Annotated in this window: 13 protein-coding genes and 1 tRNA gene; 1 reads left to right on the top strand and 13 read right to left on the bottom strand. The window is 36.7% G+C overall.

The features are described from left to right. Window positions 1-15: 15 nt before the first annotated feature. The 6 genes from prdD to prdC form a co-directional block, all read right to left on the bottom strand. The gene (gene prdD, locus CBF31_RS01630; protein ID WP_126830315.1) at window positions 16-759 is read right to left on the bottom strand and encodes a proline reductase cluster protein PrdD; all 744 of its coding nucleotides are present in this window, start codon (window positions 757-759) and stop codon (window positions 16-18) included. 84 nt (window positions 760-843) lie between these two features. Next, window positions 844-1,089, bottom strand: coding sequence for a hypothetical protein (locus CBF31_RS11310; protein ID WP_245977898.1), 246 nt, complete (start codon window positions 1,087-1,089; stop codon window positions 844-846). Between the two features lie 27 nt (window positions 1,090-1,116). Beyond that, window positions 1,117-1,569 carry a glycine/sarcosine/betaine reductase selenoprotein B family protein gene (locus CBF31_RS11305; RefSeq protein ID WP_245977897.1) on the bottom strand — a complete coding sequence of 151 codons (453 nt, stop codon included), beginning with the start codon at window positions 1,567-1,569 and terminating at the stop codon, window positions 1,117-1,119. Further along, entirely contained in the window at window positions 1,570-1,872 is a 303-nt protein-coding gene (locus CBF31_RS01620) for a CBO2463/CBO2479 domain-containing protein (protein WP_126830311.1), read from the bottom strand. A 24-nt stretch (window positions 1,873-1,896) separates the two neighbouring features. Beyond that, on the bottom strand, window positions 1,897-3,786 hold the full coding sequence (gene prdA, locus CBF31_RS01615; RefSeq protein WP_126830310.1) for a D-proline reductase (dithiol) proprotein PrdA: 1,890 nt from the start codon (window positions 3,784-3,786) through the stop codon (window positions 1,897-1,899). 57 nt (window positions 3,787-3,843) lie between these two features. Then, entirely contained in the window at window positions 3,844-5,130 is a 1,287-nt protein-coding gene (gene prdC, locus CBF31_RS01610) for a proline reductase-associated electron transfer protein PrdC (RefSeq protein ID WP_281272802.1), read from the bottom strand. Window positions 5,131-5,338: 208 nt separating this feature from the next. Between prdC and CBF31_RS10995 the strand changes: the two genes are divergently transcribed. Then, a tRNA-Sec gene (locus CBF31_RS10995) sits at window positions 5,339-5,435 on the top strand. 310 nt (window positions 5,436-5,745) lie between these two features. Here the strand turns inward: CBF31_RS10995 and proS are convergent. The 7 genes from proS to accD form a co-directional block, all read right to left on the bottom strand. After that, entirely contained in the window at window positions 5,746-7,185 is a 1,440-nt protein-coding gene (proS, locus tag CBF31_RS01605; protein WP_126830306.1) for a proline--tRNA ligase, read from the bottom strand. Window positions 7,186-7,606: 421 nt separating this feature from the next. After that, a complete protein-coding gene (locus CBF31_RS01600) occupies window positions 7,607-8,053 on the bottom strand; it encodes a hypothetical protein (RefSeq protein ID WP_126830304.1) in 447 nt (148 codons plus the stop codon). 170 nt (window positions 8,054-8,223) lie between these two features. Next, window positions 8,224-9,417 carry a GNAT family N-acetyltransferase gene (locus CBF31_RS01595; protein ID WP_126830302.1) on the bottom strand — a complete coding sequence of 398 codons (1,194 nt, stop codon included), beginning with the start codon at window positions 9,415-9,417 and terminating at the stop codon, window positions 8,224-8,226. A gap of 99 nt (window positions 9,418-9,516) precedes the next feature. After that, on the bottom strand, window positions 9,517-10,020 hold the full coding sequence (locus tag CBF31_RS01590; RefSeq protein WP_126830300.1) for a biotin transporter BioY: 504 nt from the start codon (window positions 10,018-10,020) through the stop codon (window positions 9,517-9,519). Further along, the gene (locus tag CBF31_RS01585; protein WP_126830298.1) at window positions 10,017-10,808 is read right to left on the bottom strand and encodes a biotin--[acetyl-CoA-carboxylase] ligase; all 792 of its coding nucleotides are present in this window, start codon (window positions 10,806-10,808) and stop codon (window positions 10,017-10,019) included. The genes CBF31_RS01590 and CBF31_RS01585 overlap by 4 nt, the downstream gene beginning before the upstream one ends. A gap of 21 nt (window positions 10,809-10,829) precedes the next feature. Beyond that, window positions 10,830-11,618, bottom strand: coding sequence for an acetyl-CoA carboxylase carboxyl transferase subunit alpha (gene accA, locus CBF31_RS01580; RefSeq protein WP_126830296.1), 789 nt, complete (start codon window positions 11,616-11,618; stop codon window positions 10,830-10,832). After that, a complete protein-coding gene (gene accD / locus CBF31_RS01575) occupies window positions 11,611-12,486 on the bottom strand; it encodes an acetyl-CoA carboxylase, carboxyltransferase subunit beta (protein WP_126830294.1) in 876 nt (291 codons plus the stop codon). Before accD ends, accA begins: the two co-directional genes overlap by 8 nt. Window positions 12,487-12,502 lie beyond the last annotated feature (16 nt).

The following is a 12,502-nucleotide window of genomic DNA, read 5'->3' as shown; positions in this document are numbered from 1 at the left end:
CTTCTTTCTAGAAAATTAAACCATTGCCCGAATGGCACCGTCTCGGTATTCATTTGGAGAAAGTAAAACAGGCATGTTATTTAAATCAATAATGGATAGTCCTCCTGCTAAACCACTTGGTTCATCAGGGAATAACAAATTATCATACATAGCCCCTTGCCCTGCTATCTGTTTAACAATAGCGACTTTAGGTTTTCCTTCTCTTACTTTATCTTCATAAACATGAACTTCGTCGGCTTTTCGACCATTTAATAGTTTTAATTTTTCTCTAATTGGTTGAATATAGTCATCTGAAACTTTAAACATAGTAGTGGCTAACTCTCGAGTATAGCTTTGATTTGGCTTTAAGATCATATCGACGTGAATAATATAATCATCTGATCCTGGTGAGCCAGCTCGGTTTAAAACTAACTGCTCAGATAAAATACCTTCTGAAGAACCAAATTCATGCATTTGGACACCGTCAGTATCTGCACCTGTAATCATGACATACGCTCCTGTTAAGGTATGAGTAATCCCTTCACCTAAACGCCCTAAAACCTTTGTCGAAATAGGGACAATATCCATAATCGTGTTGATTTTAACGTCATGCTCTCCTGGACGAATGATATTAATCGAAACGTCTTCAAAGAGTGTGTCGTCATAGTCAACAGACTTTGATAACAAAAGAGTGTGGTCTTTGATTGCGGTTGTTTCAGAGAATTCGACTGACGTCATATGATACGCTTTAATCCGTAATTCTCTTTGAACTTTTTTCATAATCCTCACCTTATAAAAAATAAGAGTGGTGAAGTAACAACTTACATTCTCCACTCTTATTTTCATCATTAGATAGTTATTTTATTACACGTGCGCAATATATTCGTATGGTAATGAAACGATTTTACCTGCACTTGGAATTTCAACTAATTGAGTTAAAGTATCTTTTAAGATACCAGTTTGCATTTCGATGTTATGTGGTTCCCCAGCGTTAGCACCCATTGGTACAAGTGGTGCAACAGATCTAGGTGTTCCGTTTTGTCTTACTACTGGAGGTAACGCTGCAATTAAAATTGTAGGAATTCCAGCTTCTTCAATGGCTCTCTGCACGATCACGGCAGTTCTATGACAAGTCCCTCAACCAGCGGTTAAGACAACTGCGTCAACTTCTTCAGCCTTAAGTTTTTCAGCGATTTCTGGACCAGTTACGTTTGTAAACGCATCTTGGTCTCCTCCGCCTCCCATAAAGCCGAAGTGCATTGGAGCAACTTCTTTAATAAATCCTTCTGCTGCTAATTCATTTAAACGGTCAATTGGGAACATGCAGTTAACGTCTTTATTTACGTCTCCGTTATCATATCCTCCGTGTGATACCATTAAATCATCGCTAGGAGCATTACCTGGAATTTCACGGTAACCTGTATCCCCTGCTAAGTTAAAACGTTCGTCTGATTTTAAGTGAACCCCTGCAGCTGTCGCTAAAGCAACGCGCATTTCTTTCAACTCTTTAGTTACTGGAGTGAAGACTGGGTTAGGCGTAATCGGAACAAAAATTTCTGATTGTAAGCCTTCAATTGATGTTAAAGTCATCTAAATTTCTCCTTCCACATGTTGTTCTTTATTTTTTTCTTGCATTTCTTTTTGACGTCTTTGGTTTTCTTCAAGTGCATTTACATACTCTTGATTAGGTTTTTCATCAAGAACTTCTGGATAAGACAACATAAATCCAACTTCTTGACCTATTTGTAGTTCATGTTCTGAAATAATCATTCGTTTAGGAATTTTGAATTGGCCTAAGCGACCTTTTAAGTCGATTGTAACGCCACCATCAGTGATTTCAACAAGAATCCCTTCAAACATTCGTTCTGTTGAGATATATTTTAATCTTTCCATTGTTCTGTCAGCTACCTTCGTCTATTATTCTTTTTCGTAAACTTCTAAACGTTTTTTACTCTTAGGTAATGATTGTTCATTGTCTACTAATTCAATTTTTCTACCTGTTGCTTTTTCGATTGCATCAATGTTATTTTGTTTAACATTTGCATTCCATTTGCGTTCAGGTTTTTTGATTTCTCCGCCAGCCATTGATGTTTTTAACATAGCCATTGAACGGATTGCATCTTCTTCACACAATGTATTGTTTTCTAAAATTTCATTTTCAATACCTTGCATTGATTTATTATTATCCACCATACAGTTCATGTATTTGTTACCAACTACTAATGCACCTTGGACTGCTGAATATGTAACACCTACAACACTAACGCCACGGCTACCGATTTGTTCGATATGTGAAGCGAAGTCGATGTGGTTATTACCAAATCCTTCAGTTGTTACGATAGCACCATCTAAGTCCATTGCTTCAATCATCATACCTAAGCGTTTTGATACGTAGAATTTCTCTGAGTTAGCTTGAGGAGATCCGACAAATGCCACACCTACTAAGTCAATTTCAGGGTCATTCATTGCTTCAATAACTAAAGGTTCTCTGAAGTAATGACGAGAACATTCTTTAGATGCAGGTCCAATACATGTTAACGCATGGATACCACCATCTAATACTTCTGTTGGTGCTAAGATAACTGGTAAGTTACCTAAGTCAACGTTTGGTTTCGCGCCTAAAGTACCAACTGGCTCAACTGGCATGATTAAGTTATCATGCATTGCGCCTTGTCCCATGATTTCTTTAACGATAAGGACTTTTTTGTTACCATGACGACGTTTTTGAACGATTTCTTCAGTATTTACTACGATTGAATCATCAATTGTTTTTAATACTTTACGGATTTCTTCAGTCACATAGTCTGATGCTTTATGAGCGGCTAATGGTCCAACACGTTCCATGTTAGTACCAGCTTTGATTGTTACTTGTGTTTTGATAAAGATATCGCCTTTATCTGGAGCACCTGGACGGTTCCACATGATGTTTTTGTCTAATTCACCTTCAGATGAACCGAACTCACCGATTTGAACGCCGTTAGCGTCAGTACCAGTTAAGATCATAACAACGCCATCAACCACACGTGTAACACCATGGCCTAAGTCGCCTTCTTCTTTAGTAGCAATTGGTTGAACATCCATTACTGTTTCACTATAAGTATTATAGTTATCAGGTGTGATGATTTCCATGCTCATGTCTTCAACAAGTTCGTGTAAAGCGATAGCTTCGTCACAAATTTCTTTAGGGTTACGTAAGTATAATGTATTCCCTTCGATTTTAGTTTCTTCAGCGAACTCTACTTTGTTGATTTTGTAATATTTTTTGATTAAGCTACGAACTACTGTTTCTTTAACTTCAGGTTCTGTAGCCATTGGAGCTGTTGTTGTTTGTACTTCTGCGGCTGCTTGAGCAGGTACAACTCCGCTTGCAACTGGAGCGACTGGTGCTGCTTGTGGCATTGGAATTTCTAAGTTAATTCCTTTACCTTCAGCGATTTGAATTTTAAGAACTTGACCGTTAGCTACTGCTACTGGTGCAACTGGAGCTGCTGGTGTCGCTACTGCTTCACTAACTGCTTCTTCTTTAACTTCAACTGTCTCTTCAGTTTCTGCTTTTACAATGCCGTCTACGATTGATGGAGTTAACGGAACAAGAGCGTCCGTTGTTTTAGTTAATTTAGCACCTAAAACTTCCTCAATTGTTAATGTATCTTCAGGTAATGTTAGTAAACCTGAATCGATTAAATCATCGAATAAAGCTGGATCTTCTAAGTTTGATGGTTCGATTACGATACCACCTTCTGCGCGACAACACAATACCGCTGGATCTTTCGCATGCTCTTTAGCTGTTTCTACAGTAATTGACATATTGTCAAAACCTCCTATTAGTTTTTATCGAATTTTTTTGTTTCTAATTGATTAATCTTAGTTCGATGGAAGTCTTCTGTATAGCTTGTGGCTTGCTCCGCGTAAAACGTGATCGGTACTGTGATAAACTGGAACTCCTAACCTAGGAGCTACACCCATGACGGTGTTTGTTCAATCCTGGCATGTACCAGCAAGAACAGTTTCTGCGCCGTCTTTCTTCATAGCGAGTACTTTCTCAGCTTGTCCCGGGCAAATGCCTGGTAAGCTACATCTATATCTTCCATTTACTTCAACCATACGTTTACACATTTGTTCAGAGACTACCTCTGCACCCATACCTTCAGCAATTTCGTGTAATCGTTCTCTACCAGCACCACATTCGCAAATTAGGATACCTACTTTACGTTTGTCGTTTGGATATGGCATAGCAACTAAAGCACCACCAGTTGTTTTAGTAACAGGTGTATCTTCTGAGCCACTTTGACCAGTGAATGGTCCGCCAACAACGATTTCACCATGTGGATGAATGTATCCACCAGCTTCGTCGATAAAGTGTTTTAATGGTAAGCCAATCGGTTGGTTCATGAATACTTTTAATTCATCTACCACACGGCCGCCTACTGTTAAATCTTTATCAATTACAGGTTTTCTAAGGTCAATCGCTTCTGAAATGTGTTTAAGTGTTTCCACGTTGACAACTACAGCATTCGCTTTAAGTGGTAATTCACCAGGTTCAAGCGTAATACCAAGGATTTCACGTACGATCACTCGTTCGTCACCAGCAGGGTACATATCTGATAAATACTTAAGTTGAATACGATCATCTTTTTTAGCTGCTTTACTCAAGGCGATCATTGCTTTTTTATTTTTAGGTTTGATTGCGATATACGCCGCTTTCGCTTCTGTAATATCTAAACAGTGAATCAAACCATCAATAACAGTTTCTGGATGAGTCTCCATTTGTTCCACGTTATGTGAAAGTAATGGTTCACATTCAGCTGCATTGGCTAAAATATAACCACCAGGAATTTTAGTACTTAATTTTACATGTGTTGGGAAACCTGCACCACCAGCTCCTACAATACCTGCCGCTTCAATAGCTTCAAGTTTTGTTGCTGTCTCAGGGATTTTCATGAAATCTGTTGTAAAATCACCAATTTGTTCAATTTGAACACCTTGATCTGTGATAGCTACAACTTTTCCATTAACACTTGCATGGATGTTAGCACCTAGCCCTTGTGGCTTAGCAATTAATTGTCCTCTTTTCACCTCGTCACCAACTGATACAATCGGTTCGCACGGGGCTCCAACGTGTTGTTTTAATGAAATCATTAGACTTGTCATTTTTTTCACCTCCTTATATATAGAGTGACTTTCAAAGTAAGTTCAATTAGAACATCTCCCTCACTACAACAGAATGATAACATCTTCACAATACTATTGCAATACTTTTCACAATCTTTTCGTGAGATAAATTCATCAAAAAAACATCTCATTATTTTCTTGCAATGTGTTTGGAGCTATGTTATATTTTTATGTGTTAAAACATTTTGGGAATGGATGGGTTCTGGTGTTCCCTCTGGTCTTCAAAACCAGTATGAGGAGTTAAGAGCTTCTTGGGTGGGTTCGATTCCCACACTTTCCCGCCAAATAGATTATTCAAAAGCTACTGAAAATTTTCAGTAGCTTTTTTCTTTTATCATGAAAGTTTTCTTTTGTTATAGAAATATTTCACAATATATACATTGCGGTTGTGCGAATGTTAACAATCAGTTTCATGAAAGTACTATTTATCATTTTTAAATTGATGACGCCTTTCTTCTATAGTAGAAGAAAGCAAAACCACCCTCCATATTTTGGAGGGTGGTTTTGCTGTTGGCTTAGCCAACATATATAGTATCACCAATTAGAAGCAAGAATTCGACAACTTACTATTAAGGTTATGACACACACTTTTTATTAATACGCTCTTGCCCAGTGAACTAAGTGTTTCGCTTGTCCACCGCAGCAGATACATTTCTTATCTGACATATCTTTGTCTAAGTTTTCAAAACTCATACAGCGAGATGTTGCCATTGTATTCTCTTTAATCTTCTCTTCACAACTTTCTTCGCCACACCAAGGTGAGATTGCAAAACCACCTTCTTTAATATGTGCAGCAAATTCATCTTTATCTTCTGTTTCAAGAGTTTTATCGTCTGCACGTTTTTTAGCTTGTTCAAACATGTTGTCATGGATTTCGTCCATAAGTGCTGCAATATTATCATTTAATGACTCATCTAATGTCATTGTTACTTTTTCTAACGTATCGCGACGAACCACAACGACTTCATTATTTTCGATATCTCTTGGTCCAATTTCAATACGAACTGGAATACCTTTCATTTCACAATCGTTAAATTTCCAACCAGGTTGTTTATCAGAATCGTCTACTTTCACTTTGAAATCAGCAGATAATTGTTCTTTCAAATCAAAAGCTTTATCTAGAACCCCATCTTTATGTTGGGCAATTGGCACGATCATAATTTGCGTTGGCGCAATACGTGGAGGCATTACTAATCCACGGTCATCCCCATGAACCATGATCATTCCACCAATTGAGCGTGTTGTAATTGCCCAAGATGTTTGATGTACAGCTTCTTTTTTACCTTCTTTATTTAAGAAAGTAATATCAAACGCTTCACTAAAGTTTTGACCTAGGTGGTGAGATGTCGTAATTTGTAATGCTTTTCCATCATACATTAGTGTTTCGTTCGTATAAGTATGAACAGCACCAGCAAAACGTTCGCTCTCTGTTTTGACCCCTCTCACAACTGGAATAGCTAAGATATTTTCGCAAACATCTTTATACATTTCTAGAATTTCACGTGCTTCACGGTCAGCATCTTCATAACCATTATGACACGTATGACCTTCTTGCCAGAAAAATTCTGTCGTTCTAAGGAACGGGCGTGTATTTTTTTCCCAACGAACCACACTCACCCATTGGTTGTATAATTTTGGTAAATCTCTATATGAATGAATCACATTTTTGAAGTGTTCTGCAAACATAACTTCTGATGTCGGACGAATCGCTAGACGTTCTTGAAGTTCGTTATTGCCACCATGAGTTACCCAAGCAACTTCTGGCGCGAATCCTTCTACGTGTTCTGCTTCTTTTAGTAATAAATGCTCAGGAATCAGCATTGGCATCATCACATTTTCATGTTCTGTTTTTTTCAGTCTTTCGTCTACAATTTTTTGAATGTTTTCCCATAAGGCATATCCTGTGGGGCGAAGAACCATACAGCCCTTTACACTAGAGTAGTCACATAGTTCTGCTTTTAATACAATATCCGTATACCATTGGGCGAAATCTTCATCGCGTGTTGTAATTTCTTTAACAAATTCTTTTGACATACTGCCACATCCTTAATAATTTTTTTATAAAAACAAAAAAGCAACACTTTGATAAGGGACCGGATAACCGGCGGTACCACCCTTTTTCAAAGCATTGCTTTACGTCTCATACGATTTTAACGGTATCAAACCGAACGTGCATTACACACATTTTCAAATTTGGTAGGTTCAAGGTCCGTCTTGAGATTTCTCAGCACTCAATCTCATCTCTGTATGTGTTGTCCTTTACTAGTCCAAATGTCTTGCTTGATTACGAGTATAGACTCTTTTTTTTAAATGTCAAGCACTTTAATGGCAAAAAAATAAGTATAGGATATATTTTATCATTATTTTCTCATCTAAACACAAAACTATGTGAAGACTGTTAATGCAGACAAGTAAAGGTTTTCATCGTATTGTTTCACAAAAAAAAACGATAAAATTATCGTCTCTTTTTTTGTCCTTTATGAATAATATGACCACGTGGTTTTTTCTTAACCATTGATATCGAAACACCCGCTATTGTTATTGCTAATACGAAAAAAGATAATGTAAATTCTATCTCTAACTTTTCTTCAAGTAACTTATTAATTTTAGATGTTTTGTTGTCTGGAATAAAAAAATCAACTAGATTAATTTGTTTTCCAGTTTTACCCATATGACCAATATCGCCACCGGTTCCTTTTCTACCTTTTCGGCCTTCACGACCAGATCGCCCTTTTTTACCGTCGTGACCATCTAAACCATCTAGTCCATCATCTGGAGGAGGCCAAAAACCAGGTGTATGTTTGTACTCGACTTTCTTTTTCGGTGCATTAGCAAACTGACGGTATCTGTCTTCAGATAACGTTAATTCATCTATTGAAATAAATTGAACAACATCGTACATGATACAAAATCCTTTCCAATACACTTAAAAATTATCACTCTAATATAATTATAAAATAAAAGAAATCGTTTTTACAGTATCAATTCAAATTCATACATTTAATACCTTTTTGCAAGTTAATGAACACACTCACTCTTGGCTTATATGGTACTCAATAAAGGACTTTTTATTTAGAAATAATCATATAAACAAGGTGTGACGTTCGGTATTGCATTTTCTAGTTCTTCAATTTTTTCTTCAGAGTTTCCTGTTATGTACTCTAAGAAAATATGACTGTTTAACTTAGAATGACCCATAAATACTTGTGTCCATTTTTGAATTGTTCCAGAAAAATCTGCATTTTCTAAATGGTCATCAGACAGTTTTTTACAGCTAGCTGCCCCGTTTTCGATGGTTAATTGCCAAGTGCCGTCATTGTATTGGCTTGAATTATCTTCGATAGATAAAGAAACAGAAAGATTTGTATTAGGATTAAACGGATATGAAGTCATGAACTTGTCGAATAAAACAATCTTAACCATCATGTCTTGTTCAATCTTTTGTTCTAATACTCGACATTCTGGGAATAATAATGTCATTTTTTCTAATAAGCTCGCGCTGTAATGAAACGTTTCAAATGTCCCACTGTGAGATGAAATAAAGCCGTTCAATTTATAAAGAGCTTGTTTTGTCTTATAGGCTAATTCTTTAATAATGAACTTAGACCCTTCCATTTGATACATCAAATAGCCTACTGGTTCTTGGGCACTGTCAAAAACAACAGCGACTTCATGGATTTTACGGTAGCTAAGTTTCGCTTCCCACCACCAGTCTTCACGTACAACTGTTCCAAAATCTTTTCCTAATGTTTCGCTGTATAATGTCTTTAAAATTTCTCGCCACTTAGGGTCATTTTTGTCTACACGTTTAATAGTTCCTTCAGTAGTAAAGGGCAACTGCGTGACAGTATCACGTGTTAATGTGCCTGATACTGTTTCGAATACTGTTTCATAACCAAATTTACGGTAGAAGGGTTGGCTAAATGGTGCTAGATAAGAAAGTGGGATTTCTTTTTCTTCTAGTTCTTTGAATATTTCTCCAAAAAGGGCTCTAATCCCACCATTACCACGATATTCAGGATAGGTTGCGACATTCCCTATTCCGGCCATCTGTACATCCTGTGATCCTATTTTAACACTATAAGGTAAAACCATAATTTGACTAGTTAGCGTCTCGTCATCAAAAGCCCCCCATAAGTCACAATGTGGGATCATGTCTAATGCGCGTTTGTCATGGTCTGGTGTTCTTGTATAGTTAAATGCATACGAATTTAAATTTAAAAACTGTTGCTGATCATGTTCTGAATTAAATTTTTTTATTGTCATTATTCACACCTCTTTTGTTATTAGTCACTCTAGTTTAACGTTTATCCTTTTTGTTCGCAAATTTAAACCTAAAAAAAACTACCCTAAATTGAGTAGTTTTTAATAACTTATTTTTATTCTTTTCGCAATACGGTAAGCTACTAATCCTTTTACTACATCACCTGGAATAAATACCAACATGCCCATTTGTATAATTTGCACTAATGTAAAGGAATTTTCTTGTATCTTAACTAATACAACCCACATATAGGTTAACCCTATAACGTATGATAGTAGTGTTGCCATTACTATCCCTATAATCAAATACTTTGATTCCCTATGATAGTTTCGGTAATACCATGAAAGTAGACTGGCTATCACTGGAAAACTTATTAAAAATCCAAAACTAGGGAGTATCACTAAGCCAAATCCCATTGTTAGAAACTTTAATAAGAAATGTATAATCTGTGACCATGCTGCTTCTTTAGGAGATAGAATAACACCTGCTAAAAGTACCACCAGAGTTTGAAGTGTTATGGGAACAGGTCCTATTGGCAATGATAAATACCCACTTATAAAGGAAAGAGCTCCTAATAAGGCAATTTTAGGTAACTGTTTTCTCACCGTTTTAGGCCCTCTTTTTCATAAGCTAAGATGCTTGTATCACCATGATTAAGGATTTCATCACGACCGCTTTCCATTTTGACAACTAACTCCCCACGAGGTGTTAATTTTTCAGCTCGTCCGACCATTGTTCTTCCATTCTTCTTCCATGAAATAATTTGATTTAAAGTGAAACATTTAGTTTGATAAGCGTTTATATAATCTGATGTCTTATTATCTTCAAGCATTTCTACAATACGATTAACAAGTGAAATAGCCCAGTCTTTTTTATCTTGTGCCGTCAATTCTATCTGATCTTTGAATAGAAAACCTCTTTTGTTCCGCAAGTCTTCTGGTTCATCCTCTTTTTCATTACGACTTATATTAATACCGATACCTATCATTAAATTTTGATTGCCCACTGGAAAAAAAGTGCTTTCCGCTAAGATTCCAGCTACTTTCTTACCATGTAAATAGACATCATTCACCCATTTTATAGCAGGCGATTGGGTAGTTCTTTCTTCTATTTCCATAGCAACAGCTAAAGCGGCTAAAAAGGTTAGACAATCATCCTCTGTTATCTTAAATCGTGAAGGGAGAGTGAAAGTTAGATAAAGCCCTGACTCTCTCGGTGAATAAAACTGACGACCAAATCTTCCGTACCCTGCACTTTGACAATCTGAGACTATTATCCAATTTTTAGAAACGTCTTTAATTTTACATTGCTTTGCCACTATATTAGTAGATGTTACGTCACTAAGATGCTCAAAATGAAACAAATCATCTTGAATCATTATTTTTTCAATCATCTTTTCATGTCACATCCCTAATTAAAATTTACGATATTTAGCATAACGTTGTTCAAGTAACTCTTCTAACTCTAAGTTTTGTAACTTGCTGAGTTCCTTCTCTAATACACGTTTTAAGTTTGATATAATTTGATTTGAACTTAACTCTCCATCATCATCTGTTTCGTACACGATCTCATCTACCACACCTAGTTGATTTAACTCATCTGCCGTTAACTTCATTAAATCAGCCGCTTCATTTGTACGACTTGTATCTTTCCATAAAATTGAAGCAAAACCTTCTGGTGATAAAATAGAGTAAATACTATGTTCTAACATCATAATTCGGTCTGTTAAAGCTAGTGCCAACGCACCACCGCTTCCTCCTTCACCAGTAAAAATAGCTAGAGTCGGAACGTTTAAATCACTTAACGCCATTAGACATTTGGCAATAGCAGCGCCCGCTCCTCTTTCTTCTGCTTCTATACCGCAAAAAGCTCCAGGTGTATTAATAAATGTAATAACAGGTCTATTAAATTTTTCTGCTTGCTTCATTAAACGATAGGCTTTTTGATACCCTTCCGGATGAGGAGAGCCAAAGTTACGTTTCATATTTTCTTCCAAATCTCGCCCTTTTTGTATCGCTAAAATCGTGACCGGTTGCTTATCAAGATAGGCTAAACCTCCAATTAAAGCTTGATCATCACCTAAAAATCTATCTCCATGACATTCGATAAACCCATCAAAAATAGTATCAATATAATCAAGGGGGCTTAGTCGAGAGAGTTGTCTCGCAATCGCTACAATTTCGTTTGGACTTTTTTTAACCATCATTATCCTCCTTGCTTTGACAATGAAATTCTAAAAACTTACCTATCGTTTCTTTGAGTTCTTCTCTAGGTACAATTTTATCAATAAAACCATGGTCTAATAAAAATTCAGCACGTTGGAAATCATCTGGTAGTTTTTGTTGAATCGTTTGTTCAATTACTCGAGCTCCTGCAAAGCCTATTCGAGCATTAGGTTCTGCTAGAATGATATCACCATCCATGGCAAAACTAGCTGTTACGCCGCCCAATGTTGGGTCTGTTAAAACCGTTAAATAAAAAAGACCTTGATTACTATGTCGCTTCACTGCATTTGTTATTTTGGCCATCTGCATTAAGGATATAATACCTTCTTGCATACGAGCCCCACCTGAAGCTGTAAAAATAACAACAGGTAAACACTTTTCAGTTGCCTGTTCAAATAAACGCGTAATCTTCTCACCAACTGCTTGACCCATACTGCCCATCATAAACTGACTATCCATAACAGCAATCATAGTTGGTACTGTATTAATAGTTGCTTTTCCAGTAACAACCGCTTCTGTTAAGCCACTTTTAGCTTGTTCAGTACAAATTTTTTCTTGATAACCTGGAAAATTTAGTTTATCTTGTCCCATTATGGTACTGTCGATTTCTTCAAATGTATCCCTATCACAAATCAATTCCAGTCGATCTCTCGCACCTAATTTAAATGCAAAGTCACAGTGAGGACATGTCCGGTAAGCTGTTATACTTTTAACATAAATAGCTTTCCTACACGACTCGCACTGAACCCACATATCATCAGGAACGCTAGGTTTTGGTAACTGTATATCTGAAGATTGTTTTGTGGCAATCGGTATATACTGTCTCTTCTTTTTAAATAATCCCATAGGCAGTTACACCTCC

Origin of the sequence: Vagococcus fessus (assembly GCF_003987565.1) — a bacterium.
In the GTDB taxonomy this organism is placed as follows: Bacteria; Bacillota; Bacilli; order Lactobacillales; family Vagococcaceae; genus Vagococcus_D; species Vagococcus_D fessus.
This window is presented reverse-complemented; position numbering and strand designations above follow the sequence as displayed.

What these genes read in the sequence shown, in the direction of transcription:
- prdD (WP_126830315.1), bottom strand. Translation starts at nt 759, where the DNA reads ATGAAAAAAGTTCAAAGAGAATTACGGATTAAAGCGTATCATATGACG.
- CBF31_RS11305 (WP_245977897.1), bottom strand. Translation starts at nt 1,569, where the DNA reads ATGACTTTAACATCAATTGAAGGCTTACAATCAGAAATTTTTGTTCCG.
- CBF31_RS01620 (WP_126830311.1), bottom strand. Translation starts at nt 1,872, where the DNA reads ATGGAAAGATTAAAATATATCTCAACAGAACGAATGTTTGAAGGGATT.
- prdA (WP_126830310.1), bottom strand. Translation starts at nt 3,786, where the DNA reads ATGTCAATTACTGTAGAAACAGCTAAAGAGCATGCGAAAGATCCAGCG.
- proS (WP_126830306.1), bottom strand. Translation starts at nt 7,185, where the DNA reads ATGTCAAAAGAATTTGTTAAAGAAATTACAACACGCGATGAAGATTTC.
- CBF31_RS01600 (WP_126830304.1), bottom strand. Translation starts at nt 8,053, where the DNA reads ATGTACGATGTTGTTCAATTTATTTCAATAGATGAATTAACGTTATCT.
- CBF31_RS01595 (WP_126830302.1), bottom strand. Translation starts at nt 9,417, where the DNA reads ATGACAATAAAAAAATTTAATTCAGAACATGATCAGCAACAGTTTTTA.
- CBF31_RS01585 (WP_126830298.1), bottom strand. Translation starts at nt 10,808, where the DNA reads ATGATTGAAAAAATAATGATTCAAGATGATTTGTTTCATTTTGAGCAT.
- accA (WP_126830296.1), bottom strand. Translation starts at nt 11,618, where the DNA reads ATGGTTAAAAAAAGTCCAAACGAAATTGTAGCGATTGCGAGACAACTC.
- accD (WP_126830294.1), bottom strand. Translation starts at nt 12,486, where the DNA reads ATGGGATTATTTAAAAAGAAGAGACAGTATATACCGATTGCCACAAAA.